Source organism: Pseudomonas putida (genome assembly GCF_001636055.1).
Taxonomy (GTDB): Bacteria; Pseudomonadota; Gammaproteobacteria; order Pseudomonadales; family Pseudomonadaceae; genus Aquipseudomonas; species Aquipseudomonas machongensis.
The window spans coordinates 3,009,632-3,035,566 of sequence record NZ_CP011789.1 but is presented as its reverse complement, the minus strand read 5'-3'; the positions used below and the strand labels follow the sequence as shown (position 1 = coordinate 3,035,566).

The following is a 25,935-nucleotide window of genomic DNA, read 5'->3' as shown; positions in this document are numbered from 1 at the left end:
AGAACTTTCCCACAAACCATTAGGAAATTTCTAAGCAACAACAGGCCGGCATTCATTGGAAGCAAAGGCATTTACCATGCCCCTGCATGCGCCCTGTGCCTCAACAGCAGTGGCCACGTACTTGATTCCGCCGAGCCGCGCCAAGTATCACAGCGCCATTATCGAGGGTTGTCGACTGAATAAAAGATACAGATCCTGGTAAAAAAACCATTCAGTAGAGCAGCATTGATCTACAGACAATAAAGAAAAACCCAAGCGTGGAATCATGGCCGCAGTGGCAATTAACCGTCGTTGCCGCGGCAGTGTTATTACGTCGGATAGTTATTAATTTTTTGTAGGAAATATCAGAAAAAAACCGGGCCTAAGCCCGGTTTTTCATGCAACTCGACGCGCTGGAATCACGCAGATCCCATGTCCAGCACAATCCGCCCACCACATGGGCATTCATCCATCAGGCGATGGGCCTCGACAACCTGCTCGAACGGGTAGACCTTGATGATCTGTGGCGTCAGCAGCTTGTCGGCGGTGAACTGATTGATGTCTCGCAACGCCCGCTGCAGCGCGACCTGGTCCTGGGCAATACCCAGCTCCGGCTTGCCGGTGAAGTTGCCAATGCAGTGCACGTAGAACTGGATGTTCTTCTGGAATGCCGCACAAGCCGGGAATGGCGTCTGGTTACCACCCTGCAGGCCGTACAGCACCAGGCTGCCACGCGGCGCAAGCACATCGCCGAGCAGCGACATCTGCGGCCCACCCATGCCGTCCAGGACCATGTCCACGCCGCGGCCATCGGTGTATTTGCCGATCTGCATCAGCAGGTCCTGCTCCTCGGTGACGATCACCTTGTCAGCCCCCAGACCCAGCAGGTATTCACGCTGCTCCGGCTCCTTGGTGGCGGCGAACACCTTCAGGCCCAAGGCCTTGCCCAACTGCACGAAGGCGGGCCCTGCGCAATGGCTGGCATCGGTAACCAGCGCCGTCTGCCCAGCCTTGGCCCGCGCCAGGTCGACGTAGGCGAAGTAGGCGATCAGCAGCGGTGTGTAATGCACACTGGCCTCGACCGGGGTGAGGTGCTCGGGATAGCGGGTAATGGCCGTGCGGGGGAGCACGATCACATCCCCATAGACCGGATGCTCATTGGGGCTGGTCGCCGGGAAACTGGCAACACGGTCGCCCACGACGATATCGTCGACACCCTCCCCGACCTGCGTGACCACCCCGGCCATTTCGTGACCGATCCCTGCCGGCAGGCGCGCCTGCGACGGTGCCAGGTTCTGGCGCCAGAGCACGTCATACCAGCTCAGGCCGATGGCCTCGACGCGCACTTGCACCTCGCCCGCTGCGGGAGACGGCTCGGCCTGCTCCTCGCAACGGAGCACATCGGCCGGGCCGAACTTGTGGAAACGGATCATGCGGGACATCGCATACCTCGCCTTTGTGAACCTCGTATTACCACGGACTTTATCCGGGCTTTGCACGTTAGACCATCAGTGGCCGTTAATAGTCGACATGCCTGTCATTGATTGGGCTACGGGCAAATCGCTGCATTGGCACCCGTAAACCCGTGCAGGGTAACAGCCTTTGGCCTTAATATTCACCCCGACCCACCTGAGCAAGGCGAAACGCACCGATGAATCGTAACGACCTGCGCCGCGTAGACCTCAACCTGCTGATCGTGTTCGAGACGCTCATGCATGAGCGCAGCGTAACCCGTGCAGCCGAAAAATTATTTCTCGGCCAACCGGCGATCAGTGCGGCACTGTCACGTCTGCGCAACCTGTTCGACGATCCACTGTTCGTCCGTACCGGGCGCAGCATGGAGCCCTCGGCTCGCGCCCACGAGATCTTCGCCCTGCTCTCACCGGCCCTGGATTCGATCTCCACCGCCGTCAGCCGCGCCGCTGACTTCGACCCAGCCACCAGCACCTCGGTCTTTCGCATCGGTCTATCAGACGACGCCGAGTTCGCCTTGCTGCCGCAGTTGCTCAAGCGCATCCGCGCCGAAGCGCCAGGCATCGTCCTGGTGGTACGGCGAGTCAACTATTTGCTGATGCCGACGCTGCTCGCCTCTGGGGAGATCTCGGTGGGTGTGAGCTATACCGCCGACCTCCCGGCCAACGCCAAGCGCAAGGTGCTGCGGCGCAGCAAGCCGAAACTGCTGCGCGCCGACAGCGTACCGGGCAACATCACCCTCGACGACTTCTGCGCCCGTCCGCATGCACTGGTCTCGTTCGCCGGCGACCTCTCCGGCTTCATCGACGAAACCCTCGAGGAAATCGGTCGCAAGCGTCATGTGGTGCTGGCCGTGCCGCAGTTCAACGGCCTCGGTACCCTGCTCGCCGGCACCGACATCATCGCCACGGTACCGGACTATGCAGCAGAAACCCTCACCGCCGCCGGCGGCCTGCGCGCCGAAGACCTGCCATTGGATGTGCGTACCTTCGAACTGCACATGGCTTGGCGTGGGGCGCAGGACAACGACCCGGCGGAGCGGTGGTTGCGGTCGCGGATACAGATGTTCTTCGGGGATCCTGACAGCCTCTAGAGGACAATGTCACCGCGCATGCGCTTCGTGCTCTTCTGGGCCGTTTCCAAGAACATCTGGTGATGTACTCGTGCAGAGAGGTGACAGAACCGCTCACCAACCAAGCCATTGAGGCCATGCGTAAGTATCACTAGCGGGGCCAGGAGTTCTACCCAAGCCAGGGCGGGCATTGATCGGCTTCGATGCCGCCCGTTGGTTGACGTGCCGCGAGCCGCCAGGCTATGGCCTTCTGAAGCCGAAAAAAAGGCCCGCAGCGAGGCGGGCCGAAGACCTGATGTGGAGAGTCGAACCAACTCTACAACTGTTCTGACGAACGCACTCATCAATGGTTTTGCATATCCGCGTCCCCCTCCGACGGGCGGATAACGCTTGATTGCCGCGGCATGGGTTGCACTGGCGCGCTAACCGTCCCCTAGTCGGCCAAGTGCTGCAGTCTGATGAAAGTGGGGGGCAGAGGCAGATGCTGAAGCCCCCCAGTAGAGGATCTCCTCCCAGCGTTGCTGGCATTGCAAAATGCCCGTCCAGATTAAAGACCGATCAGATGGAGACTACCTGAGCCGTTGCGCGGCTCGAGCTCGGCAAGCGGCTCCAAACGCCTCGAAAATCGCGCGATATTGCGGATAGAACATCACCTGCCACTCCGGATGCCACTGCACCCCAAGGGCGAATGAGCGACTGTCTTCCACCGACAACGCTTCGACGAGGCCATCCATTGCCACAGCCTCAATACGCAAACCTTCACCGACCCGTTCTATACCTTGCCCATGTACCGAGTTGACTTCGATCACCTCGGGAAACCCCAACCCGTGTAACACCCCACCTGATCGTACCGTGAGCCTGTGAGCAGGCGCGTACTGGTCTTCAATAGGGTCATTGCTTGGGGGCTCATGCTCTACCCCAGGTTGATGGAGCTGCTGAACGAGCGTGCCGCCGAACGCCACATTCATCTCCTGAAAACCCCGACACACGCCTAGCACTGGCAGTCCTTCTTTTATTGCCGCACGCCAAAGCGGTAGCGTGAGGTGATCACGAGCAGCATCTTTTTTACTACCAGGCGGGCTCGGGGGGCCATCGTAATGGTGAGGCTCGATATTGGACGGTGAGCCGGTGAAGAACAGCCCATCCAGTCCATCGATTATGTCTGCGATGTTCAGCAACTCTGGAAACATCGGCAGAATCAACGGTAATCCATTGGCAGCAGTGGCTACTGCCCGGGCATTCTTGTCGTCATTCAATTGCACTGCATGTGGGCCGACCTTATAACTACAGGCCGTCACCCCGATTATTGGCAGCCGTGACATCTTCTCCCCCTAGTCATGTCTCCTGTCGGTGCAGCCGGTGCGCATGGCTGCACTCTAGTAATCAGCACCGGCAATTGCTTTGAGAAAGGCCCTGTCTGCGAGCTTGCGCAGGTCTCGCCATTCGTGCCACTCCACCAATCCAAGGCGGTCCATTTCGTCGGCTTGACGCAACAGTTCTTCATGATGGGTACTGGGGCAATCACGTCTTTGCTCCACGTCGTCGTAACGCAGAAACCACCTATTGATCGCAACGAGTCGGCGCTCTTCCTGGTCTATCTGTCCGCTGATCGCGTTCATGCTGATAACCCGTCAGGGTTGCTAGTAGTGTCCTGGCGATGTGCCGGGCTTGTGGTCATGCACGACACGCTGAACTTGCACATCGGTGAACGATGACGCTTCGTTACGATGCAAACCCTGCAAATACTCGCGCGCAGCCTCGCGAGTAAGGCCCTCCTGCTGACTGCGAAACTCGCAGGTGTCGGGTTGGCTGTCGAAGATGTAGCTGATCAAGTACAGGTATTTGGCCATTTTGAGGATCCCACGGCAGAGATAGAGTGAGACGCGATCTACTGGGTTGAGCCTGACGCAGTGGCATCCGTTCACCCCGATTGACGATTGGCGTATCCACAACGGTTGCATGGGCCGCACGTGCGTGGCATTAGAGCTATGGCTTTCAGCCCCCCAACGGCGACTCGGTCCGCAGCTTCATGGCTTCAAGTACCAAATGATCAGGGGCTGACAGCTCTACCGAAGCAGGGCCGTCACCACCATCAACGGCAGAGAAAGGATTTTCGACGTACTCCCACGCCTCCCCTTAATTCCAAGGGGCCCGCCGTCTGGTCCACCCGACATATTGAAATACTTATTGGTGGATAGGCGTGTTGAAGAAAGAATTGGGTGCAAAGCGCAATCAAAAACGAACGGAACAAGCGACAAAGTTCAGATCGGCTACGCAAATAAGCCGACCCAAATAGTTTGCGCGCCAAACCATTCGTCAGGCCACTTGAACACGTGCTGGTGACAGAAATTCTCAATTACTCTGGCATAACGGAGAACTATCATGACTCAGCCTACCGAGAACCTTCTTGATTGGTTGCGCGACGCCCACGCAATGGAACAGCAAGCGGAAAAAATGCTTAAAGCACAAGCGGAACGGCTGGAGCATTACCCAAAATTGCGCGAGCGTATTGTTCAGCACATCACCGAAACCGAGGGGCAACAGCGATTGCTAGTTGAGTGCATTGAACGGTTGGGAGGAAGCACCTCAACCCTGAAAGATCTGGCAGGAAAGCTCATGGCGTTTGGACAGGCTGTGGGCGGCATGACGATGAGCGATGAAGTGGTCAAGGGCGCGATGTCCGGTTACGTATTTGAAAATCTAGAGATCGCTTCTTACACCGTGCTTATTGAAGCGGCTAACTTCTCCGGTGATGAGCTGACCGCAGAAGCCTGCCGGTCGATTTTGAAAGAAGAGATCGCCATGGCTGACTGGTTAAGGGAGCACCTACCCGAAATAACTCGAGCGTTCCTTAGCCGCTCGGCTACACCCGGGGAGGAAGCGAAACGGTGAGCAGCGCTCACGGCCGCATGCTCATGCGTGCGGCCCAACACACCAATTAAAGGGCCGAAGATGAGAAGCTCAAAGAGGATATGGCGCCGGCTTGAGCATAGTTAAAAAGGCATGCGAAATTGCACACTGGTAATGCAACATAAATAATTAAGCTCCCAATTAGATGCCTGCATTACCGACCGCTTGATTATTACCGGTGCGAGGCCAAGGGCAGAAAAGCTCCGAGCATGTTCAGCACTCCTTGAATATACAAAGACTGGCACTGCCAAGCCGCAGTCCTGTAGCGAGCATGCTCGCTCCTACAGCCGTGTGTGTTCCCGTTGCAGGGTCGTGCATTAAGTTTTATTCGGCAGAGAAGCACCGCGGCCCGACGCGACGAGATCTTCTGTTGAGTGTATCGCAATGTATCCACGCAGCCCTCCGATACAGTCCCCGTAATTTCCCAGCTTCCCCGAACACAAAGTAGATACAAAGCTGCGCTGAACTATGCAGGCTGTTTGACCCTTCTCGGGCTGCCTCAGCCGGCAGCCGTTCGCGCCTGATTCCCAAGGGGACCACAATGACAACGCCTGTTCCTGATTCCACCCTCAATGTCACGCCGGTCGACCGCCTGCGGGTCGATCAATACACCCATGGAATCATCGGGCCGAGCCTGGCTATGCTCGGCCCGCTGGCTGATGGCGGCACCCTGATCACCGGCACGCCGCCGGGCTGCTGGGGACCGATGATCACCCCAGCCTTCGAGGGCGGCCATGAGGTGACGCAACCGGTGGCCATTGAAGGCGCTGAAATCGGCGATGCCGTGGCGATCAAGATCAAGACCATGCGCGTCACCTCCCTGGCCACGTCGTCCGGGGTCATGTCGTTCGTCGAGGGTCGCTACAATGGTGATCCGTTCGTTTCCAAGTTCTGCGCCAATTGCGGCACCGAACACCCAGCCAGCCATGTCGAAGGCATCGGCGAAGACTCGATTCGCTGTAACCACTGTGGCGCCGAAGTCAGTGCGTTCCGCTTCAGCCATGGTTACGTTATCGTGTTCGATGCGCAGAATCAGGTCAGCCTGACGGTCAATCAGGACATCGCCAATCGTCTGGCAGGCAAGGCGTCTGAAATGTCAGCACTGCCGGAATTCGCCGCCCAGCATTCGATCCTGTCCCTAGCCCGCGCCGATATCCCTGGTGTCGCCGCGCACATGCGGCCGTTTCTCGGCAATATTGGCACCCTGCCGTCGCGAGACTTGCCCGATTCCCATAACTGCGCGGATTTCGGCCAGTACCTGATCAGCGCCCCGCACCGTTTCGGTATGACAAGAGAAGAGCTGCACGCGGCCAAGACCGATGGCCACATGGACACCAACTCGGTCCGCGAGGGTTGTGTGCTGATCTGCCCGGTGAAAGTGCCAGGCGCCGGGGTGTACATGGGCGACATGCACGCCCAGCAGGGCAACGGTGAAATTGCTGGGCATGCCACCGATTGCTCCGGGGAAACCGAAGTGGTGGTGGAGGTGGTGAAGAACCTGACGCTGGAAGGTCCGATCCTCCTGCAAAACATCGATGATCTGCCGCCGATGGCGCGGCCGATGAATGCCCGTCAGCGCGCTGATGTCCGTGCGCTGAGCGAGCACTGGGGCCAGCAGGAAATCGAGCAGAGCGGTCCGATCACCTTCATAGGCAGCGGCGAAAATCTCAACCTGGCTGTGGAAAACGGCCTGCAGCGCGCCGCTAATGTCACTGGCCTGCCGTATGACGAAATACTTAATCGCGCGACCATCACCGGCTCCATCGACATCAGCCGCCTGCCCGGTACGGTGCGCGTGACTTTTCTGTGCCCCATGAGCGTGTTGGAACGCATGGCCATCGCTCATCTGGTGCGTGAGAAATACGATTTGGCGTAGTGGCCTAGTCCGAGGCCGAGCCGTTAGCGCCCGGTGATACCGATTCATTGCTGGAGCGTCCGTTGACGGTATCGCCCCAAGGCCTGCCCCTTGGCATCAAGCGTGTCTGATCGGCCCGGTGACACACAGACTTACCAGGCAGATCAAAATCGAAACCAACTGGATACGCTAGTGAAATTGGCTGGCGCCCTACCCTAACATTCAGAAGTTGCTGCCATGATCATTCGCTCGAAACTCAAGACCGCACGCATCCCCACCGGCTGGATATCAGCTCTCGCCTTGATCGCACTCCATTCCCAGTTTTCAGCGGCTGCGACTTCACCTGGCGGCGATGCGGTCGTGACAACCACAAACGCGCCAGCCGCCATAGGGCCCTATTCACAAGCGATTCGCGCTGGAGATACGCTGTATCTTTCAGGGCAACTGCCAATTGACCCGGCTACCGGAAGCCTGCCTATAGATGACACTATCGAATCACAGACTCGGCAATCACTGGAAAACATCAAATCCATTCTTGCAGTCGACGGGCTGAAGATGAGCGATATCGTGTCCACCACCGTCTACCTCACGGACCTGGAAGATTTTGGCAAAATGAACGAGGTGTATGGCACCTATTTTTCAACTGCCTATCCCGCCAGGGTCACTGTTGGAATCACACGCCTGCCGAAAGGGGCGAAGGTCGAGATCGCATCGGTTGCAAACCGACATAAATAATCCAAGGCCGAGCCAAGGAGCTCGACCTTCGTCTCTTTAGCTGTCTAACTGTCAAGGCTACAGCCATGCCGAAGCGGCCCGTTCGCAAGGCTTGTTCGAGTCGGCACTGCGCCGATGGGTTAATCAGCTTCAGCAGGAGCGCGGCGGCGTTCTTTGCCGAGTTGGGCACAATGTCGATAGCCTGGTAAGGACGGTCATCACACTGGGTCTGGCCCCCTGGTTCAGCCAGCCCAGTACCGAAGACCTCAGTTGCACAGCTTCAAAGCAAACCCTGCCGGTCGGAGGGCAAAGCTGGCATCGGTGTAGATTTCCGAAAACGCCGCCTCGATCGAGGCCACGTTGCCACCATGGCCATTGAGAAAGAGGATTTTCTCGAAGCCATGCACCGCCAGCGAGCGGATCCAGTCGGTGATAGCGGCAATGAAGGTCGATGGTCTGAGCGAGATCGTGCCGGGGAAACCGAGATGGTGCTGCCAATCTGATCGTCAGCGAGGCCAACCGGTTGCTGGCGTTTGGCGCCTGGCGGCTGGACACTACAGCGCGTCACCTGCTCAATGCATTGGGGATCAAAATTCCTTGAGTTGCGTGGGGGTGAAGCTAGCACACGTTCAACGACGCACGAATTATCCCGTGCTGCACAACCCTCAAGTCGACACCACTCGCTAGAGGTTGCTCAACCAACTGCGAAATAGTGCTACCGGAAGGTAGGGCAATCCTGTTGAGCGACTGCCCCGCTTACGCTTGATGAGCAGGAGACCAAGATTTGACATGGTAAGGATTATTCCTTACCCTCCGTTCAATAGCCCCGGGAGATCACTCATGCCTGCCATCCACGAAATCGCGACGTTGACCTCAAAGGGTCAGGTCACTGTGCCCAAGTCAGTTCGCCAGCTTCTAGGCCTCGGCACTGGAGACAAGATTGCATTCGACGTACGAGGCGGTGAGGTCGTGGTCAACCGCGTAGAAACCACCCACGAAGATCCTGCCATCAATGCGTTCCTGGGTTTGCTGGAGGCTGATATCCGAGGCGGCCGCAACCTCACCACTCTGCCGGAAGACTTGGCGCAAACCATGCTCGCCAACGCAAAGCACTCCGTAAACCTGGACGAAGATATCGATGGTGAGGTCGCGCTCTGATGCTGCGACATGGCTGGACACTGTTGTTCCATGAAGGTGTGATTTTACAGCTACGCAAATTGCAAGAAGCCGCCGCCCGGGCCGAGCAGAACGACCCGCAAGGTTTTGAAAGCAACGCTAACGTGAAGCTGTTTCGGGCATTGAGCCATCTGATCCTGGAGGCTGTGCCTGCTGACCCAGGCCGCGATGAGTTCCGCCAAGGCAACACGCTCGGCACCGCTTACCGACATTGGCGGCGGGCAAAAATCGGTAGGCGCTTTCGGCTGTTCTTTCGCTACGACTCAAGATCCAAGGTGATCGTCTATGCATGGGTCAACGACGAAAATACCCTACGGTCCGCAGGCAGCAAAACCGATCCCTACGCCGTATTCGAAAAGATGCTGGGCCGCGGCAACCCTCCTGATGACTGGGATGCGCTGACGGCTGCGACGCGTAGCGACTGGGACAAACCCAAAGCGTAAGCGGCACGCTTTGGCATCGTCCACTCGTAACCACTGCCAAAAGATGTGCTTCCGGGAGGCGAATGAATATCTTACTCAGTCTGTAAACAAGCGAATAAGGGCGGCGGCTATGCGCGTAAGAACGATCAACCGTTCATCTTCAGCGCTGCCGAAAGGACGCGACCGGGCGTAGCGCCCGGCCACCTGCACGGATATTCAGCGACGGGCTTTCCTGTCGACCTCGGCCAGACGCTTTTCGATCTGGCGCGTCTTTTCCTCCTGTTCCTTGATAGACGTGGGCGTAATGACCTTGTCCACCGCCTCGGTATCCTGGTCCGGGCGCTCAAGCAACGGGCCTGGCACCCGCTCGCCTTGCTGTGCTTCTTCAGAAGAGAGCGGCCGTGGGACTTTGTCGCCGTTCTTGCCATCGTCAGCTTTCATGGGCTGTTCCTCGCGGTCTAATGTGTTCTCAGAAGAGCCCTGATGCAGCCAAAAAGTTTGATCCGGTTTGCATCAGCGCAGATACCGCTCAAGCGTCAGCGCGTTACCCAGTGCTGCACCGGAGGCGGTGTTGTCGAAGATGCACCAGGTATCTACACCTGCAGCGTGGCTGCGCTGCAGCCGCTCAGCCAGCTGTTGCAGGTATTGTTGGGAATACTCGCTGTGGTAGATCCGCGGCTCGCCGTGCAAGCGCCAGTAGACCAATCCAGGCCAGCCAGCGGGTTGTGCGTCGGCAGCGAAGCGTGAAGGGCTCGCCGCCACCTGGGCAATACGCAAGTCGATCAACATTGCCGCTTGCCAACTGGCGTGCCTGGGCTCGACCGCGATCGGCCCGGCATAGTGTTCGCGCAGGACTTCAAAGAAACGCCGGTCGCGCCCGGCATCATGGGCGAGCGACGGCGGCAACTGAACGAGCAGGCAACCCAGACGGTCCCCCAATTGCCGGCACTGGCCAAGAAACGCATCAAGCGCAACCTCGCAACCTTCCAGGCGTAGCTCGTGGGTGATGAGCCTGGGCAGCTTGACGGCGAAGCGAAAATGTTCCGGAACCGAGCAAGCCCAACGGGCATAGGTCGCAGGTAGATGCGCACGGTAGAACGAACTGTTGATCTCCACGGCATCAAGCCGCGCGGCATAGCGCTGCAGGTGGCTGCCCGGCAGCGGAAACTCGTCGGCGTACTGGCGGGACAAGCTCCAGCCCGCGCACCCCAGATGAATCATCATGGCATTCCAAAGCACTGTGTTGCTGCAATGGAGTCGTCAAGGCAGGTCGTCGTTCAATAAGCGCAAAGCGCCGAACAAGAGGCGCCAGAGACGAGTCGGCGCTCTGCCTGGCTTATTTCGATTATCGCGTTCATCCCGGCAACCCCTCAGGGTTGCTGGTAGTGTCCTGGCGATGTGCCGGGCTCGTGGTCATGCTCAAGACGCTGCACTTGCACGTCGGTGAATGAAGACGCTTCGTTGCGATGCAGGCCCTGCAAGTATTCGCGCGCAGCTTCGCGGCTCAGGTCTTCCTGGTCACTGCGGAACTCGCAAGTACCGGGCTGGTTGTCGAGGATATAGCTGATCAAGTACAGGTAACTGGGCATTTTGAAGGTCCTAGGGCGGTTGGAGTGAGAAGCGAATCTTCCAGGTTGAGCCTGACTCCGTTGCCTCCGTTCACCCCGATTGACGACTGGCGTTGCCATAACGGCTTAATGCGCCATACCGCAGGGGTCCAACTGCTGCGCCTGCCCCTTCACCATGCTCTCAGGTTGTCGAGGGAACCAGCTTCGAAGTGCTTGTCACGTCATCCATGCCTGCATCACACCACCACTGAACCAGTTGCTCTGAACTTTGCCCGCCTAACAGCCTTCCCCTGCATACCCCCCACGTTTTAGGGAGCTTGCACCATGATTGATCAAGCAACAGGCATGAAGCCAGGTGAACGGTACAGCGTTGAAAACCTTGAACGCGCCCATCAGTTCCCAGGCTTTTTCCAAGACGGCAAGTATTACCTCAGCCCAGAGCTTCTGACGGCTATCGGATGGCTGGAAGGCGACCGATTCATCTACGACAGTCTCGATGCTGAAGGCGAGCCCATTTTCCCTGGGCGGGTGGCCGGCACCATCAGCGACTTGACCTTGAATCTTGTGGACGGTACTTCCCTCCAGCTCTCGCGCATCGAAACCAGTGAGACCTTCACGGCGCCGATAAGCGAGCCCATTTCACCCGCCGATGAGCCGCCCCCGTTGACTCGCTCGCCGATCAGAGGCCCGCTGCGCGGCAAGGTGGTGGTGATCACCGGAGCGTCCAGTGGCATAGGCCGCGCCGCAGCCCATGCCTTTGCCTGCAAAGGCGCGCGTCTGGTTCTGGCCGCACGAGATGAGCAGGCGTTGTTCGAAACGCTGGATGAATGCACCGATTGCGGCACCGATGCTGTCGCCGTAACGACCGACATGACCCAGAGCGATCAGGTACTCGCCTTGGCGGAACGTGCTGCAGAGTTTGGTCATGGCCGAATAGACATCTGGATAAACAACGCGGGCGTGGGTGCGGTGGGCAGTTTCGAGGAGACGCCGCTCGAAGCCCATGAGCAGGTCATCCAGACCGACTTGGTGGGTTACCTTCGAGGGGCCTACGTAGCGCTCCCCTACTTCAAGAAACAGGGCAGCGGTACGCTGATAAACACCTTGTCGCTAGGGAGCTGGGTTGCACAACCCTATGCCGCAGCCTACTCAGCCAGCAAATTCGGCTTGCGCGGGCTCACTCAGGCACTCAGGGGCGAGCTCACTGAATTCCCCGACATCCACGTCTGTGACATCTACCCAGCCGTAATGGATACCCCTGGCTTCCGCGATGGCGGCAACTACACAGGCCATGCGCTCAAACCGCCAGGGCCCATCTACGATCCAGAGCTCGTGGCAAAGGCGATGGTGGCCTGCGCTATTTCACCTCACGCCAACACCACTGTCGGTGCAAGCGCCCGCCTCGCGCATTTGGCCAGCTATCTGATGCCCGGGTTACCGGCGCTGTCGGGATGGCTCACGCGCTGGGGATTGAACCGTAGCCCTGGCGCAGCGAAGTCTTCAGGCAACCTCTTTGAACCGCCGATTGGTCGGCGAAGTATCGAAGGCGGATGGAGAACCCCGAAGGCCAAAACCCCTTTGTTGCTGAGTGCCGCAGTGATCGGGTTCCTCGCCGGGTTCGTCATTACCCATGCCCAACGTCGGCGCCGGTGAACGATCTTGATGACGCAAAGGTTCGGCTGGCCAGCTGATCTCGCCTGGGTTTCTCTCAAGCGGAAATCCAGGCGTTCATTTGACGCGTTTGCTGCTGATCACTGCCAGAGCCTCATCAGCGCACCATGTACGCCCGTCACCGGGTCTTGCTCCGGGTGCGGCACTCGGGCAATACGCGCCAGCGCCTGCTGGTGAGCGCCGGTTTCGGGTCGCTGGGTATCGTAATCTTCCTGCCCCTGGGGATAGGCGCCCACGACCAGGAATTCGTCGCTGGACGAGATGCAACGATGGCCTGTCCCTGCCGGCAAAACCAGAACATCGCCCGCCTTGACCGTCAGCGCCTGACCCGCTGCGCCGCCCAGCATGAGCCGAGCCTGGCCGCGGGCAACGCCGAGCACCTCGTGTGCATTGGGGTGGAAATGGTGGTAGTCGAAAATCCCGGCCCGCCACAGCGGGGTCCACTGATGAGCGGCGAACAAGGACTCGAACGCGCTGGCGTTGTCATGCGCAGGCGCAAGTTTCAGCTGGTAGAGCAACACGGGGAAACGGCTATTGGGTGTCGCGCCGTCGTCCTCGAATCGCAAGGCCTGGATGGGCTGGGCGCTACTGTCGATGGCAATCATGAGGGCATCCTGATCAGGCTGGTAATGTCCTTGAGAAGCCATACCCGTGCCGAGGTTCCTATGGGCTGACCACCTACAACCTGTTGAAACTTTACCCTTCGCGGCCCAGTCCAGACCCTATTGATCACAGATAGGGAGAAGACGATGACAACGACGGTAGGCGACTTCCTGGTCGAGCGCTTGTACCAGTGGGGCGTTCGACGCATCTTCGGCTACCCGGGGGACGGCATCAATGGCGTATTTGGTGCATTGAGCCGAGCCAACGGGAAGATTGAATTCATCCAGGCCCGCCATGAAGAGATGGCCGCATTCATGGCCAGCGCTCACGCCAAGTTCACCGGTGAGCTCGGTGTGTGCATCGCCACTTCCGGACCCGGCGCCTCGCACCTGCTGACCGGCCTCTACGATGCACGAATGGATCACCAGCCGGTACTGGCCATCGTCGGCCAGCAAGCGCGTGCGGCGCTAGGCGGGCATTACCAGCAAGAGCTCGACCTGTTGTCGATGTTCAAGGATGTGGCCGGAGCCTTCGTACAGCAGGCCTCGACCCCGGAGCAAGTGCGGCACCTGCTCGATCGTGCAGTGCGTACTGCCGTCGGCGAACGTCGGGTCACCGCCATCATCCTGCCCAATGACTTACAGGACCTGCCCTATCAGGAGCCGGCAAGGGCACACGGCACGGTGCATTCGGGCATCGGCTACAGCAAGCCCAAGGTCGTGCCGTTCGACGCTGACCTGCAGCGGGCGGCCGAGGTGCTCAATGCCGGGAAAAAGGTGGCGATCCTGGTCGGTGCCGGCGCCTTGCAGGCCACTGAGCAGGTCATCGCTGTCGCCGAAAAGCTCGGCGCCGGCGTGGCCAAGGCACTGCTGGGCAAGGCCGTGCTGCCTGACGATCTGCCCTGGGTCACCGGTGCCATAGGCTTGCTCGGTACGGAACCGAGCTACCAGTTGATGAACGAGTGCGACACCTTGCTGATGATCGGCTCAGGCTTTCCCTATGCCGAGTTCCTGCCCAAGGAAGGTCAGGCCCGTGGCGTGCAGATCGACCTGCAACCGGACATGCTCAGCCTGCGCTATCCAATGGAAGTCAACCTGGTCGGCGATGCCAGCGAAACCCTGCAAGCATTGCTGCCCTTGCTGCAGCACAAGAGCGAGCGGCGCTGGCGCGGCAAGGTCGAACGCTGGCGCACACAGTGGGACAAGACCCTGGAAAAGCGCGCGCTGGCCAAGGCCGACCCGATCAACCCGCAACGCGTGGTATGTGAACTCTCCCCGCGCCTTCCGGACCACGCCATCGTCACCAGCGACTCTGGGTCGTGCGCCAACTGGTTCGCCCGCGACCTGAAGATCCGCCAAGGGATGCAGTGCTCATTATCCGGCGGCCTTGCCAGCATGGGCGCGGCGGTACCTTACGCCATCGCGGCGAAGTTCGCCCACCCTCAGCGCGCGGTGGTGGCGTTGGTGGGTGACGGTGCGATGCAGATGAACAACCTGGCCGAGCTCATCACCGTGGCCAAGTACTGGCGCCAGTGGGACAACCCGCAGTGGATCTGCGCGGTGTTCAACAACGAAGACCTCAACCAGGTGACCTGGGAACAACGGGTCATGGAAGGTGACCCCAAATTCGAGGCCTCGCAATCGATCCCGGACGTGCCCTATCACCTGTTCGCCATTTCCATTGGCCTGCAAGGCATCTATGTGGAGCGTGAAGAAGACATTGCCAGCGCCTGGGAGCGCGCCCTGGCAGCCGACCGACCGGTGCTGATCGAGTTCAAGACCGACCCGGACGTCCCGCCGTTGCCACCCCACATCAAGCTTGAGCAAGCGAAGAAGTTCGCCAGCGCGTTGCTTCATGGCGATCCGAATCAGGGTGGTGTCATCGTCCAGACTGCCAAGCAAGTGTTCAGTTCAGTACTGCCGAGTAAAAAATAGACCCTGCCCGAGACCCGCGCTCAGGCGCGGGTTGCGGTTCAGCTATCCGGGGCGGCGCTCATCTTGTGGATGAGGCGTCGGACCGCTTGTCAGGATGCGGATCTATCAGATATTCGACGAGCGTGACGGCACAGGCCGAGATTCCTTCCAGCAGGACCATCTCGAAACCATGGGTATTTTCGGTCGGGATCGCGATGCAGCCAGCCTTGGCATCAATACCTGTACTCAACACCGCGCTGGCATCGGATGCAAAATCTACCAGCAATGCGGTTTGGGGAACGTACCCTGCCCGCCGAGCGGCGGTCATCAGCGCCTGCACCACGGTGCGGCTGTAGTATCCCTTCTGATCGCCGGTATTGATGATCGGGTTGGCCGTCAGCTCCGTTCCATATTCTTCAAGCACCGGCCCGACCTCGACCGCAATGGTGGTCTCTCCCGGCAACCTGGCTGCCGCGTAGAGCGCACCCGCATTGGATTCCTCTTCCAGCGTGGTCAAGACGAACCACACATCCTGTTGCAACTCCTCACGCCTTGCTCGCAGCAAACGGGCGCACTCGATCACCGCAGTGAGCGGTGCACGGTCATCAAGAAAATGGGCAGCCACACAGTCATGGACAGTGAACGGTTTGCGCCAATGCTGACTGAGCACCACGCGCGTGCCGGGGCGCACGCCAGCGCCTTGCAGCTCGCGCTTCGACATGCGCGTGACTACGTATACATCCTTCCACTGAACATTGCCTGCGAGCACATCTCGCCCGTTGGAAGTCCGACCGCTGTTGTGCATCGAGCCATAGGACAGAACACCGGGCAGGTTTTTTTCATCGCCAAGGATATCGACAGGGCAGACACCGAAGCTGATCGGCTGAGCACCACCCAAGGCCAAAACTTCCAGCGTTCCGTTCTCGCGGACGTTCTTGACGATCATTGCGATCTCATCAAGGTGTGCCATGACCCTGATGGCGTCTTCTGGATTACGGGAATGCCCCGCTCGAACGACGCCCACGACATTGCCAGCCCCGTCAATACGCGCATCGTCGCAGAAAGAAGCCAATTCGCGCTGACAGATGGCCCGTACCTCATCTTCCTGGCCGCCAGGGCCGCGAGCATTCAGCAGCTCGGTCAATAATGCATTGATTTCCACCCCTCACCCTCCTCACTCCATCGCCAGTTGTTGACCCTGCCCCAGCAGCCCGCGTTCAGCCTATTGGCTGGTATTGCGGGAATTTCTTTGAGCAACCACCTTTGGTGGAAACAATGCCAGAGGACTGATGAGTAGCGATGCAGGCTACTTGCGGCACAGGCTCTAGGACACATGAAATAAAGCGCCTAATACTTCACGCGTTTCGTCCGGTGAATGCGAATTTGTGGGAGTGATTGCCACCAGGCTAGCGGTCGAAGTTGAACACAGACTTTCCTGTGTGACTGACATGAGGTGAAAGATCATGGCTAACAACCAAACCAATCGCGGGCATCAAGGCGGCACTGCACAGAACAACCCCGGCAATTTTGCCAACGACCGAGAGAAAGCGTCCGAGGCGGGGCGCAAGGGTGGCCAATCCTCGGGCGGCAACTTTGCCAACGACCGTGAACGCGCCTCGGAGGCGGGCCGCAAGGGCGGACAAAACAGCCACGGAGGCGGTCGCAACAGCTAAGGCCGTTGGCCAATGTTGAAGGTGCCAGGGCGAGAACTCGCCCTGGCGCTCTTCAGAGAGATTGGCCATCGTCTTCGATGTCTTCCTCAGCCTCTGCAGCACCAGTGGCGTCAGCATCATTCAAAGGCGGTGAAGTCGGTTTTTCCGGATCGTTGATGAACGGCACACCACTTGGGCCGTGCTCTTCAAGACCTTCGGTTTTTGGTTGCATAGCAAAGCCTCCCGGCAATATTACTCATGTGCCTGTGAGGGACGAAGGACGAGAAAAATTCAAAGGAAACGCCAGGCGGCAAAATACGACGCCACGCCAGCAATCACGCCTGCAATTTTTTTCAATTGCTGCCCATTGGTCAGCTTGACGCGATTCGAAGCATCGTCTTTGAACTTCGCGGGTGATGGAATGGCCTTCCCTTTCAGGTCCATCGTAAACGGAGAATTCACAATGAATGCGCAACTGAGCGGCAAACGCGTGGCTTTCCTGGTCACTGACGGGTTTGAACAGATAGAGCTCACCGGCCCGCGTGAAGCCCTGGAAAAAACTGGCGCCGTGGTCGACATCCTGAGTGACAAGGAGGGAACTGTACGCGGCTGGAACCATGACAAGCCGGCAGACGAGTTTGCCGTGGATGCAACGTTCGACAGTGCCCACCTGGATCTCTATGACGCCATTGTGCTGCCGGGCGGCGTGCAGAATTCCGACACCATCCGACTGATACCCGGCGCCCAGAAGCTGGTGAAAAGCCACGACTCTGCAAACAAGCCATTGGCGGTCATCTGTCATGGCGCCTGGCTGCTGGTGTCGACCGGCCTGGTCCAAGGCAAGCGGATGACCAGCTACAAGACGCTGCAGGACGATATTCGCAATGCAGGCGGTGACTGGGTTGATGAAGAGGTAGTGGTGGATGGCAACCTGATCACCAGCCGCCAGCCGGACGATATCCCGGCATTCAACGAGCAACTGATCAAGATGCTGGTCGGTTGAGCCCTCTCTCAGCACACCGAAAAAGGCAAGGCGCGCTGACACGATCAGCCTTAAAAAATCCGTAGCACAACCGCAGGAGCTTTTACCATGCGAGACTTCCCTACGCCGCCCTTTCCTTCGCAACCGCAAAGCGTCCCCGGCTCACAACGCAAGATGGAGCCCTATCCAGATTGTGGTGAGCACTCCTATACCGGCCACAACCGCCTGGAAGGCAAGATTGCGCTCATCACCGGTGCTGACAGTGGCATCGGGCGGGCAGTCGCCATCGCCTATGCACGCGAGGGTGCTGACGTCGCCATCGCTTACCTCAACGAACATGAAGATGCGCAGGACACTGCGCGCTGGGTCGAAGCAGCAGGGCGAAAATGTCTTCTGCTCCCTGGAGACTTGGCGCAGAAACAGCACTGCCATGACATCGTCGAGAAGACCGTCAAACAGTTCGGGCGCATAGACATCCTGGTCAACAACGCTGCCTTCCAGATGGCCCATGAGACCCTGGAGGAGATCAGCGATGACGAATGGGTGAAAACCTTCGATACCAACATCACCGCTATCTTCAGGATCTGCAAAGCAGCATTACCCTCCATGCCCAAGGGCAGCTCGATCATCAACACGAGTTCGGTCAACTCCGACGACCCATCCCCCAGTTTGCTGGCCTACGCCACGACCAAGGGCGCCATTGCCAACTTCACGGCTGGGTTGGCTCAGCTACTAGGGAAGAAAGGGATTCGAGTCAACAGCGTTGCGCCCGGCCCCATCTGGACGCCTCTGATCCCGGCTACCATGCCCGACGAGGCCGTAAGAAACTTCGGCTCCAGCTACCCCATGGGGCGGCCAGGACAGCCGGTGGAGGTCGCGCCAATCTACGTGCTGCTCGGCTCCGACGAGGCGAGCTACATCAGTGGTTCACGGTACGCTGTTACCGGCGGGAAACCGATCCTCTGACGAAAAAGAGGCTCGCCGAAGGCGAGCCTACTTCCTGATTTTCGGGATGGAATCAGCGTTGTGCTACCCCTCCTCACGTGCTGGTTTTTGCGCCGTGGACACCGATTGCGCTGAACCAATCACCGCTTGATTGCGTCCACCGCACAACAACAAGCGAGTCATGTCTTATGGCAAGCGAACCCGTATTGACTGCCCTCAGCTATCTCAAAGACAACAAGTTGATCCTGACGACCGCAGAGTCGTGCACGGCAGGCTGCATGGTGGCGCTTCTGGCGGCGGTGCCAGGCACCGGGGAGGTGCTGGAAAGTGGCTATGTGGTCTACTCCCCCAGCGCCAAGAAACGCTTGCTTGGCGTCAGCGCCGAAACCATCGAACGCTACGGCCTGACCAGCGAACCAGTAGCCTGGGAAATGGCGCTGGGGGCGTTGAGAGACAGCGACGCCAATGTTGCGATCGCAACCACCGGCGTCGCGGGGCCCGCGCCTGAGTCTGGTGTGCCACCGGGCACCCTGTGCTTTGCCTGGGCTTTTGCCGGGGAGCCCACAGCCGTATTTACCCGTACCCAACGTTTCTTCGGTGAGCGGTCTGAGGTCATGCGCCAGGGAGCGTTGTTCGGGCTGACGCGGCTTGCTCACTATCACCAACGCTGGCTTCGCGGCGAGCGCGCCTGAGGGCAAGGGATCATGCCGGAAGACGAATGGGCGTCCAGACGCAATCCTGTTCAAGAAGACATGTCGATGCAGCAACGCGTCTGGCGCTTCGAGCGCGTTGGCTGGTATGTACTCGTCATCATCGTCCTGCTGGCCTTGGCGGGGCTGTTCGGCAACGGCCCGCTCAGCGATGCCGAGGTGGTCAGCCCGGATGGTCGTGTCAAAGTCGAGTATCAGCGCCTCAGTCGCAGTGGTACGACCGACAACCTCTACATCACTGTTCGAGGCGAGCCTGGGCAGCCGGTGGAGGTAGAGCTCGAGGGCTCTTTACTTCGCGCAGCCAGTATCGAGACCATGCAGCCGGAACCGCAACGTTCGATGTCGCACGGCCCTGCCCTGTTACTGCAACTGGGTACCCGCAACGACGGCGTGGCCACCTTGTACCTGACGCTTCGAAGTGATCACGTGGGTACCCTGGAGGGCGTCGTCAGGGCAGGCCCCCGAAGCGCTGTCCACTTCTCCACATTCCTTTACCCATAGGAGTGCGTCATGGATTCGATCCTCCGCGCAGCTGGGATGTACCTGGCCCTTATGCTGGTATTCCGCGTAGCCGGACGACGCTCTCTGGCCGACCTGACCACCTTCGACTTCGTCTTGCTGCTGATTATTGGGGAGGCGACTCAACAGGCGCTGCTGGGTGAGGATTTTTCGTTCACCAACGCCATGCTGGTGATTGCTACGCTGATCGTCCTCGACGTAGGGCTGTCATTGGCGAAGCTCAACTCCAAGCCCTTGGCGCGGCTTCTGGATGGGCACGCTACCCTGGTCGTCGAAAACGGGCGCTTTCTGCATCACCGAATGCGCCGCGCGCGCCTCACGGAAGACGACATTCTTGAGTCGGCGCGGGATAGCCAGGGTATCGAGAACATCGAGCAGGTGAAATTTGCCATCGTGGAGCGCAATGGCAAGATCTCGATCATTCCAGCCGACTAAAGCACCCATATCGCCTGGGCATGATCGATGCTGGGAACGGGCATCCTGTCGCGATGGGACATCAACCACTCGCGCATACGCTCGGCATCGAAAATCTGCCCCTCTTCCATCATCATCAGAATGAGTGAATGGGACATCCGGTAACAACCACATCGGGAGCATCGCCGCTCCTCCCAACCGCTGATGCATTCGACGGACTCAGCCTGACCAGCGCAGATTAGACAACTCATGTAAGCCCCCTTTTGTTCTTGTTCAGTTGAGGGTGGGTGAAAGGATCTGGCGCATTCAATGTCTCTCGCATGACATATGATTTCCACGCCACGCCTAAATTCCTTCTACTTGGCAACCCATCACAAGACCTTATCCACCTGGCTGTTAATCGGGCAGCGCTGGTCATCGCTGATCTGTGCCTGGATCGCTGATGCCACCCATCGTGAACGTTGAACCCCGCCGCTTCGCCGTGACTCAACCCCAGGCAAGTTTTGTATTCTCAACCCGTGATGAGGTAACGCCATGAACGCTATCGATTTGCTGATTCAGGATCACAAGCTGGTGAAGAAGCTTCTTGAAGAACTGTCCGCCACCACAGAGCGAGCCGTGAAAAAACGTGCCGAGCTACTGCAGAGAATCGAGCAGGAATTGCAGATTCACACGGCGCTCGAGGAGGAAATCCTCTACCCGGCCATCAAGGAAGCCGGGGGCAAGGAAGAAGCGAAGATGTACTACGAGGCCAAGGAGGAGCACCGCACTGTCGACTCCCTCGTCATCCCTGACCTTCTCGGCACTGACACCGGCACCGTTGAGTTTGCCGGTCGGGTCAAGGTCATGAAAGAGCTGCTGGAGCATCACATCGAGGAAGAAGAAGGCGAGCTCTTCCCGACCGCCAAAAAACTCCTTGGCAAAGACATGCTGGAACAGCTCGGGCAAACCATGGAAACCCAGAAAAAGTTGCTCAAGGGCGAGCAGCGGGCCGCCTGATGGGGCCACTCCCTGCCAGCCTGATGAAGCTGGCAGGGAATTTCTCATCGAGCTTGTGTCCCGGGAAGCAGTTGCAACGGCTCAGGCAGCAGGTCTGAGAGCCCCGAGCTGGCTTGCTCAGGCGCTGGGGGTGAGCTTGATGCCACCACAGCGACCCCGAGTCAGCAGGTAGTCCACCTGCCTGGCCCGATTGACCGCCACGCGGATTTCACAGCTGGCCGAGTTGACCACATCGCCCCAATACTCGGTATGCACCAGTTGGCCGTTCTGCGGACCGGTGTAGGTACCCAGCGCTTCACGCGACACATAAGAGGTGTCGCGGCGATAGATCAGCACCACCCAGTCCTTCTCCGGTGCCAGCGCGATCTCGCTGGGTGTACCGAAGTGATCGACCGCCTGGGCCACCGGGCGGTTCTTCCAGTAACTGCGGGCCTGGGCTTCGGGCAGGGTCGGAATGGCAGAGCAGCCGACGAGCAGCAGTGCGGTGATCATCAGCGAGAGCAGTGTTTTCATCGCACCACCTCCTTGGCAGGTGCATTCCGGGCGGGCATCTGGTCGAAGGCCTGATCGACCATCTTCAGGATGAGGTCCCTGCCATGCTCTCGGTTACGCAACTGGAACAGGCCTGGAGCGGTCGCCACCATCTGGGTGGGCAGCATCTTGCCCATCGGAATCATGAACTTGGCCTGGCGCTGGCTTGGCTGGCAAAGAAAGTCACGGCTCTGCGCCAACCACGTCTCGGGCTTCTTCTGCCACTGAGTGGAGACCTTCACCGGCCGGATATCGTTGTAGAACTTGTCGACGTTCTGCGCACCCTTGAGGCGCACACGATTCTTGGCGCAATCGACCTCGACGTCATAGGCGGTCATGGTCGGCTTGGCGCCCTCTTCGTAAAGCCTGAATACCCCAAGCGAACGGATACCGCCCGGGCGCTGGAAGATATTGGCAGGCTCGCCATCGACGACGAAGGCTTCGTTCTTGTACATGCCGCCTTGCTGGTGGATGAGCCAGTAGTCGCCGACCGAGGAAGGTTCGGCTTGTGCGGTAACTGCACCGCAGCAGAGAAATGCCGCAAGCCCGTGCTTGAGGGAAATGGTCATGACGCAACAGTCCTTGTCTGTGTTATCGCCCGGATGCAGAGCATCGGAGGAAGTAGGCATGGAAAGCTAGTTGCCTGACAGGGTTACGTCAAATCAAGTGTCGACGACTGTGAGCGGGAGCACACATGGTTGCGGCGTCAGCATGCTGCGAGCATCACTTGACGAAGCCCGCATACCGCCGAGCAATCAACGAAGCGCTATGCCAACATATGCCCCCCTGACCCGTACCACAGGCTCACCCATGCTCTACGTTGTCATGCTCGGAGGAAGACATCCTCGAGCCAGCATCGAAGTCCACGACGTGGTCTTCGCCCACGCCGACACGCTCGACCAGACCTACCCGCAGCTGCGCAGCGCCTGGTTCGGTAGCCCTAAAGGCTTGCACATCGATTCCTGGCTGGAAGTCCACGGTGTGGATGGCTATCGCGTCGAGCTCGGCCACGCCGCACCACCGCCCGGCGCCATGCGCTTGTTCTTGCTGAACCTGGGAGGCTACGCACCTGGCGTGTTTGGCGAGGATCACCGCTACTTGCTGGTAACGGCTACCGACAAGGCCGCCGCCAAGCAGATTGGCAAGCGACGCATGGCAGCCGGTTGGCTGAAGCCGCATACCGACACAGTGGTGGATGTCGACGACTGCCTGCCGGTGGACCTGGTCGACGGTCGCTACGTGCACCTGGTCGAGGGCGAACATCGAGGCACGCTGCAGCGCAGCGACTACATCGTCATCTGAGCGACGGTGGTCGACCGAAACGCTGACCGCTAACGTTGCTGGCGGCGGCTGCCCAGTTCGATCCAGACCGGCGCATGATCGCTGGCCTTGGCCTCGTTGCGTACCCAGGCATCCACACCCGCTCGCTTCAGAAAGGGGGCGAGGTCGGGATTGAGCAGCAAGTGGTCGATCCGCAGTCCGGCATTGCGTGCCCAGTGATTGCGAAAATAATCCCAGAACGTGTAGATGCGCTGCTCTGGGTACAGGTGGCGAACAGCATCGACCCAGCCCTGCGCCAGCAACTGTTCGAAACACGCCCGTGACTCAGGTTGCAGCAGAGCGTCCTTGAGCCACGAACGTGGGTTGTAGATGTCCAGGTCAGTCGGCACGACATTGAAATCGCCCGCCAGCACCGTGGGATGGCTGCTGCCATGCAGTGCCTGGGCATGCTTGATCAGGCACTCGAACCAGCGCAATTTGTACTCGAACTTCGGGCCGGGTTGCGGGTTGCCATTGGGCAGATACAGACAGCCCACCAGCACGCCCTGCACCGCAGCTTCGAGATAGCGGCTCTGCTCATCGTCCTCCATGCCGGGCAGCCCACGACGGACCTCCAGTGGTTCGCTATCGCGCGCCAGGATTGCAACACCGTTCCAGGAGGGTTGCCCTTGGTAAAGGCAGCCATAACCCGCCGCTTCAAGCGCCTCGCGAGGAAACTGTTGATCGGCCGCCTTCAATTCCTGCAGGCAGACGATGTCCGGTTGCTCCCGCGCCAGCCAGGCCAACAACGCGGGCAGGCGGCTGCGGATGCCATTGATATTGAAGGTGGCAATCTTCAGCGCTTTCATGCGTCAGGGTCATTCACGTGGGCCTGGACGGCGTCTTCCAGTGCCCGGACATGGGCCTGATCGGCCAACGCCTTCAGCGCCAGCCAGTCATCCCAGTCGATGGCACCATCGTCACGCAGCGCCTCGGCGGTGCGAACCAGTTCATGGTGGTAGGCATCCGGCGACTCGCGCCGGTAACTGACGTCGTCGTACTGTGCGTACCAGGCTTCAAGTTCAGGAAAGCTGCGTTCGATGCTCATGATGACGCCTCGTTGTACCCCTCTTTGTGAGAGCCCGCCCTGCGCGCAACGTTCCAATGAGCATTGGATCAGGGCCGATGGTGCTTGCCGGATGCAGCCTGTTCCCGCTTACCCCGATCGAACAGAAGACGCTATTTAGCGAGTCAGTATTTAGTACCACCGGACTTACTCACCTGAACTTTGCTGACTGTCATGGCTTCCCCTGCATACCTACCACGCAAACATGCACTTGCAGGAGCAGACACTCATGAGAGCATTGACCTACCACGGAGCACACGACGTCAGGGTCGATAACGTCCCTGATCCCATCATCCAGGAACAAGACGACATCATCCTCAAGGTGACCGCCACCGCCATCTGCGGCTCCGATTTGCACCTCTATCGAGGCAAAATCCCGCAAACCGAAGCGGGCGATATTTTCGGGCACGAGTTCATGGGTATCGTCGAGGACACCGGCAGTGCCGTTACCAATCTGAAGATCGGCGATCGCGTCGTGATCCCCTTCGTGATCGCCTGCGGCAGTTGCTTCTTCTGTCAGCACGATCTGTTCGCGGCTTGCGAGACTACCAACACCGGGCGCGGCGCGATCATCAACAAAAAAAGCATTCCCCCAGGAGCTGCCTTGTTCGGATACAGCCATCTGTATGGCGGTATCCCTGGCGGCCAAGCCGACTATGTCAGGGTGCCCAAAGGTAATGTCGGCCCGTTCAAAGTGCCCACGAACCTTGCCGATGACAAGGTGCTGTTTCTTTCCGACATTCTGCCGACCGCCTGGCAGGCGGTGATCAATGCCGACATCGGCCAGGGTTCGTCAGTGGCTATCTACGGGGCCGGGCCAGTGGGCTTGTTGAGTGCTGCCTGCGCGCGGATGCTCGGCGCCCAGACCATCTTCATGGTCGACGACAACGATTACCGCCTGGCGTATGCCCAGGAGGCCTACGGAGTCATACCCATCAACTTCGAGCAGGACGACGACCCTGCAGACAGCATCATCCGTCAGACACCTGGCATGCGCGGCGTGGATGCCGTGATCGACGCGGTCGGCTTCGAGGCCAAGGGCAGCACTGCAGAAACGGTGATGACAGCGCTGAAAATCGAAGGCAGCAGTGGCAAGGCGCTACGCCAGAGCATTGCTGCGGTTCGCCGTGGCGGGGTTGTCAGCGTCCCCGGTGTGTACGCCGGCTTCATCCACGCCTTCATGTTCGGCGACGCCTTCGACAAGGGCCTCACCTTCAAGATGGGTCAGACCCATGTCCAGAAATACCTGCCAGAACTGCTGCAGCACATCGAAGCAGGACGCCTGCAACCGGAACTGATCGTCACCCACCGCCTGGCGCTCGAGGAGGCGGCGATGGGATACAAGATCTTCGATCAGAAGCAGGACAACTGCCGCAAGGTCATCCTCGTGCCAGGCGCTGCGGCGGGCACCCTGGGCCCTGACTACGTGTAGAGGAGGCAA

General features: G+C 59.1%; 33 protein-coding genes and 4 pseudogenes. 19 read left to right on the top strand and 18 right to left on the bottom strand.

What is annotated here, in order from left to right; genetic code table 11:
- Window positions 1-398: 398 nt before the first annotated feature.
- On the bottom strand, window positions 399-1,421 hold the full coding sequence (locus AB688_RS13465) for a zinc-dependent alcohol dehydrogenase family protein (RefSeq protein WP_063544696.1): 1,023 nt from the start codon (window positions 1,419-1,421) through the stop codon (window positions 399-401).
- Between the two features lie 209 nt (window positions 1,422-1,630).
- Here AB688_RS13465 and AB688_RS13460 point away from each other — a divergent pair, with 209 nt between their 5' ends.
- The gene (locus tag AB688_RS13460; RefSeq protein WP_054893748.1) at window positions 1,631-2,545 is read left to right on the top strand and encodes a LysR family transcriptional regulator; all 915 of its coding nucleotides are present in this window, start codon (window positions 1,631-1,633) and stop codon (window positions 2,543-2,545) included.
- Between the two features lie 548 nt (window positions 2,546-3,093).
- Here the strand turns inward: AB688_RS13460 and AB688_RS13455 are convergent.
- The 4 genes and pseudogenes from AB688_RS13455 to AB688_RS27175 form a co-directional block, all read right to left on the bottom strand.
- A complete protein-coding gene (locus tag AB688_RS13455) occupies window positions 3,094-3,846 on the bottom strand; it encodes a gamma-glutamyl-gamma-aminobutyrate hydrolase family protein (RefSeq protein ID WP_063544694.1) in 753 nt (250 codons plus the stop codon).
- A 54-nt stretch (window positions 3,847-3,900) separates the two neighbouring features.
- Window positions 3,901-4,143, bottom strand: coding sequence for a hypothetical protein (locus tag AB688_RS13450; protein ID WP_063544692.1), 243 nt, complete (start codon window positions 4,141-4,143; stop codon window positions 3,901-3,903).
- Between the two features lie 21 nt (window positions 4,144-4,164).
- The gene (locus tag AB688_RS13445; protein WP_063544690.1) at window positions 4,165-4,374 is read right to left on the bottom strand and encodes a hypothetical protein; all 210 of its coding nucleotides are present in this window, start codon (window positions 4,372-4,374) and stop codon (window positions 4,165-4,167) included.
- A gap of 160 nt (window positions 4,375-4,534) precedes the next feature.
- Window positions 4,535-4,716: pseudogene (locus tag AB688_RS27175) on the bottom strand (manganese catalase family protein); the annotation flags it as partial.
- 190 nt (window positions 4,717-4,906) lie between these two features.
- Between AB688_RS27175 and AB688_RS13440 the strand changes: the two are divergent.
- The 4 genes and pseudogenes from AB688_RS13440 to AB688_RS27390 all read left to right on the top strand — a co-directional run.
- Window positions 4,907-5,416, top strand: coding sequence for a ferritin-like domain-containing protein (locus AB688_RS13440; protein WP_063544688.1), 510 nt, complete (start codon window positions 4,907-4,909; stop codon window positions 5,414-5,416).
- A gap of 559 nt (window positions 5,417-5,975) precedes the next feature.
- Window positions 5,976-7,310, top strand: coding sequence for an acetamidase/formamidase family protein (locus AB688_RS13435; RefSeq protein WP_063544686.1), 1,335 nt, complete (start codon window positions 5,976-5,978; stop codon window positions 7,308-7,310).
- Between the two features lie 282 nt (window positions 7,311-7,592).
- Window positions 7,593-8,024: a RidA family protein gene (locus AB688_RS13430; protein ID WP_231100328.1), complete on the top strand. Its 432-nt coding sequence runs from the start codon at window positions 7,593-7,595 to the stop codon at window positions 8,022-8,024.
- Between the two features lie 52 nt (window positions 8,025-8,076).
- A pseudogene (locus AB688_RS27390) lies at window positions 8,077-8,175 on the top strand (transposase); the annotation flags it as partial.
- 97 nt (window positions 8,176-8,272) lie between these two features.
- On the opposite strand, the pseudogene AB688_RS26275 reads toward AB688_RS27390, so the two are convergent.
- Window positions 8,273-8,497: pseudogene (locus AB688_RS26275) on the bottom strand (creatininase family protein); the annotation flags it as partial.
- Window positions 8,498-8,499: 2 nt separating this feature from the next.
- On the opposite strand from AB688_RS26275, the pseudogene AB688_RS27170 reads away from it, so the two are divergent.
- The 3 genes and pseudogenes from AB688_RS27170 to AB688_RS13420 all read left to right on the top strand — a co-directional run.
- Window positions 8,500-8,589 (top strand): annotated as a pseudogene (locus AB688_RS27170) (DNA-binding response regulator); the annotation flags it as partial.
- A gap of 254 nt (window positions 8,590-8,843) precedes the next feature.
- On the top strand, window positions 8,844-9,161 hold the full coding sequence (locus AB688_RS13425; protein ID WP_063544684.1) for a type II toxin-antitoxin system PrlF family antitoxin: 318 nt from the start codon (window positions 8,844-8,846) through the stop codon (window positions 9,159-9,161).
- On the top strand, window positions 9,161-9,622 hold the full coding sequence (locus AB688_RS13420; RefSeq protein WP_063544682.1) for a type II toxin-antitoxin system YhaV family toxin: 462 nt from the start codon (window positions 9,161-9,163) through the stop codon (window positions 9,620-9,622). Before AB688_RS13425 ends, AB688_RS13420 begins: the two co-directional genes overlap by 1 nt.
- A 195-nt stretch (window positions 9,623-9,817) precedes the next feature.
- Here the strand turns inward: AB688_RS13420 and AB688_RS13415 are convergent, their stop codons facing one another.
- The 3 genes from AB688_RS13415 to AB688_RS13405 all read right to left on the bottom strand — a co-directional run bounded on the left by AB688_RS13415 (window position 9,818) and on the right by AB688_RS13405 (window position 11,190).
- Entirely contained in the window at window positions 9,818-10,042 is a 225-nt protein-coding gene (locus AB688_RS13415; RefSeq protein ID WP_063544680.1) for a hypothetical protein, read from the bottom strand.
- Window positions 10,043-10,114: 72 nt separating this feature from the next.
- Complete coding sequence (locus tag AB688_RS13410; protein WP_063544678.1) at window positions 10,115-10,822, bottom strand: DUF72 domain-containing protein; 708 nt, start codon at window positions 10,820-10,822, stop codon at window positions 10,115-10,117.
- Between the two features lie 149 nt (window positions 10,823-10,971).
- The gene (locus tag AB688_RS13405; protein ID WP_054893733.1) at window positions 10,972-11,190 is read right to left on the bottom strand and encodes a hypothetical protein; all 219 of its coding nucleotides are present in this window, start codon (window positions 11,188-11,190) and stop codon (window positions 10,972-10,974) included.
- A gap of 303 nt (window positions 11,191-11,493) precedes the next feature.
- Here AB688_RS13405 and AB688_RS13400 point away from each other — a divergent pair, with 303 nt between their 5' ends.
- Window positions 11,494-12,822 (top strand): SDR family oxidoreductase, encoded by a 1,329-nt coding sequence (locus AB688_RS13400; protein ID WP_063544676.1) that lies wholly within the window; start codon window positions 11,494-11,496, stop codon window positions 12,820-12,822.
- 98 nt (window positions 12,823-12,920) lie between these two features.
- Here the strand turns inward: AB688_RS13400 and AB688_RS13395 are convergent, their stop codons facing one another.
- The gene (locus AB688_RS13395) at window positions 12,921-13,445 is read right to left on the bottom strand and encodes a cupin domain-containing protein (RefSeq protein ID WP_063544674.1); all 525 of its coding nucleotides are present in this window, start codon (window positions 13,443-13,445) and stop codon (window positions 12,921-12,923) included.
- Window positions 13,446-13,589: 144 nt separating this feature from the next.
- On the opposite strand from AB688_RS13395, the gene AB688_RS13390 reads away from it, so the two are divergent.
- Window positions 13,590-15,377 (top strand): thiamine pyrophosphate-requiring protein, encoded by a 1,788-nt coding sequence (locus AB688_RS13390; protein WP_063544672.1) that lies wholly within the window; start codon window positions 13,590-13,592, stop codon window positions 15,375-15,377.
- A gap of 58 nt (window positions 15,378-15,435) precedes the next feature.
- Here AB688_RS13390 and AB688_RS13385 read toward each other — a convergent pair whose 3' ends face one another.
- Window positions 15,436-16,518, bottom strand: a complete 1,083-nt coding sequence (locus tag AB688_RS13385) for a M28 family peptidase (RefSeq protein ID WP_063544670.1) — start codon at window positions 16,516-16,518, stop codon at window positions 15,436-15,438.
- 301 nt (window positions 16,519-16,819) lie between these two features.
- Here AB688_RS13385 and AB688_RS13380 point away from each other — a divergent pair, with 301 nt between their 5' ends.
- A complete protein-coding gene (locus tag AB688_RS13380) occupies window positions 16,820-17,029 on the top strand; it encodes a general stress protein (RefSeq protein WP_051096970.1) in 210 nt (69 codons plus the stop codon).
- 52 nt (window positions 17,030-17,081) lie between these two features.
- Here AB688_RS13380 and AB688_RS27030 read toward each other — a convergent pair whose 3' ends face one another.
- Window positions 17,082-17,240 carry a hypothetical protein gene (locus AB688_RS27030; protein ID WP_172964773.1) on the bottom strand — a complete coding sequence of 53 codons (159 nt, stop codon included), beginning with the start codon at window positions 17,238-17,240 and terminating at the stop codon, window positions 17,082-17,084.
- Window positions 17,241-17,299: 59 nt separating this feature from the next.
- Window positions 17,300-17,452, bottom strand: a complete 153-nt coding sequence (locus tag AB688_RS26805) for a hypothetical protein (RefSeq protein WP_155738204.1) — start codon at window positions 17,450-17,452, stop codon at window positions 17,300-17,302.
- A gap of 19 nt (window positions 17,453-17,471) precedes the next feature.
- Between AB688_RS26805 and AB688_RS13375 the strand changes: the two genes are divergently transcribed.
- The 5 genes from AB688_RS13375 to AB688_RS13355 all read left to right on the top strand — a co-directional run bounded on the left by AB688_RS13375 (window position 17,472) and on the right by AB688_RS13355 (window position 20,599).
- Window positions 17,472-18,011 carry a type 1 glutamine amidotransferase domain-containing protein gene (locus tag AB688_RS13375; RefSeq protein ID WP_063544668.1) on the top strand — a complete coding sequence of 180 codons (540 nt, stop codon included), beginning with the start codon at window positions 17,472-17,474 and terminating at the stop codon, window positions 18,009-18,011.
- A gap of 87 nt (window positions 18,012-18,098) precedes the next feature.
- A complete protein-coding gene (locus AB688_RS13370) occupies window positions 18,099-18,956 on the top strand; it encodes an SDR family oxidoreductase (RefSeq protein WP_063544666.1) in 858 nt (285 codons plus the stop codon).
- Window positions 18,957-19,123: 167 nt separating this feature from the next.
- Window positions 19,124-19,627 (top strand): CinA family protein, encoded by a 504-nt coding sequence (locus tag AB688_RS13365; RefSeq protein WP_054893726.1) that lies wholly within the window; start codon window positions 19,124-19,126, stop codon window positions 19,625-19,627.
- A gap of 66 nt (window positions 19,628-19,693) precedes the next feature.
- Window positions 19,694-20,146, top strand: coding sequence for a hypothetical protein (locus tag AB688_RS13360; RefSeq protein WP_081255233.1), 453 nt, complete (start codon window positions 19,694-19,696; stop codon window positions 20,144-20,146).
- A gap of 9 nt (window positions 20,147-20,155) precedes the next feature.
- The gene (locus AB688_RS13355; protein ID WP_063544662.1) at window positions 20,156-20,599 is read left to right on the top strand and encodes a DUF421 domain-containing protein; all 444 of its coding nucleotides are present in this window, start codon (window positions 20,156-20,158) and stop codon (window positions 20,597-20,599) included.
- Here the strand turns inward: AB688_RS13355 and AB688_RS27025 are convergent.
- Complete coding sequence (locus AB688_RS27025) at window positions 20,596-20,736, bottom strand: hypothetical protein (RefSeq protein ID WP_176717975.1); 141 nt, start codon at window positions 20,734-20,736, stop codon at window positions 20,596-20,598. The genes AB688_RS13355 and AB688_RS27025 overlap by 4 nt on opposite strands.
- 376 nt (window positions 20,737-21,112) lie before the next feature.
- Between AB688_RS27025 and AB688_RS13350 the strand changes: the two genes are divergently transcribed.
- Window positions 21,113-21,577, top strand: coding sequence for a hemerythrin domain-containing protein (locus tag AB688_RS13350; protein ID WP_054893723.1), 465 nt, complete (start codon window positions 21,113-21,115; stop codon window positions 21,575-21,577).
- A 117-nt stretch (window positions 21,578-21,694) separates the two neighbouring features.
- On the opposite strand, the gene AB688_RS13345 is transcribed toward AB688_RS13350, so the two are convergent.
- A complete protein-coding gene (locus AB688_RS13345) occupies window positions 21,695-22,090 on the bottom strand; it encodes a hypothetical protein (protein WP_063544660.1) in 396 nt (131 codons plus the stop codon).
- Window positions 22,087-22,677, bottom strand: a complete 591-nt coding sequence (locus AB688_RS13340; RefSeq protein WP_063544658.1) for a hypothetical protein — start codon at window positions 22,675-22,677, stop codon at window positions 22,087-22,089. The genes AB688_RS13345 and AB688_RS13340 overlap by 4 nt, the downstream gene beginning before the upstream one ends.
- Window positions 22,678-22,918: 241 nt before the next feature.
- Here AB688_RS13340 and AB688_RS13335 point away from each other — a divergent pair, with 241 nt between their 5' ends.
- On the top strand, window positions 22,919-23,410 hold the full coding sequence (locus tag AB688_RS13335; RefSeq protein WP_063544656.1) for a DUF1543 domain-containing protein: 492 nt from the start codon (window positions 22,919-22,921) through the stop codon (window positions 23,408-23,410).
- Between the two features lie 29 nt (window positions 23,411-23,439).
- Here the strand turns inward: AB688_RS13335 and xth are convergent, their stop codons facing one another.
- A complete protein-coding gene (gene xth / locus AB688_RS13330; RefSeq protein WP_063544654.1) occupies window positions 23,440-24,237 on the bottom strand; it encodes an exodeoxyribonuclease III in 798 nt (265 codons plus the stop codon).
- Entirely contained in the window at window positions 24,234-24,476 is a 243-nt protein-coding gene (locus AB688_RS13325) for a hypothetical protein (protein ID WP_063544652.1), read from the bottom strand. The genes xth and AB688_RS13325 overlap by 4 nt, the downstream gene beginning before the upstream one ends.
- Before the next feature lie 247 nt (window positions 24,477-24,723).
- On the opposite strand from AB688_RS13325, the gene AB688_RS13320 reads away from it, so the two are divergent.
- The gene (locus AB688_RS13320) at window positions 24,724-25,926 is read left to right on the top strand and encodes a zinc-dependent alcohol dehydrogenase (RefSeq protein WP_063544650.1); all 1,203 of its coding nucleotides are present in this window, start codon (window positions 24,724-24,726) and stop codon (window positions 25,924-25,926) included.
- Window positions 25,927-25,935: the final 9 nt, after the last annotated feature.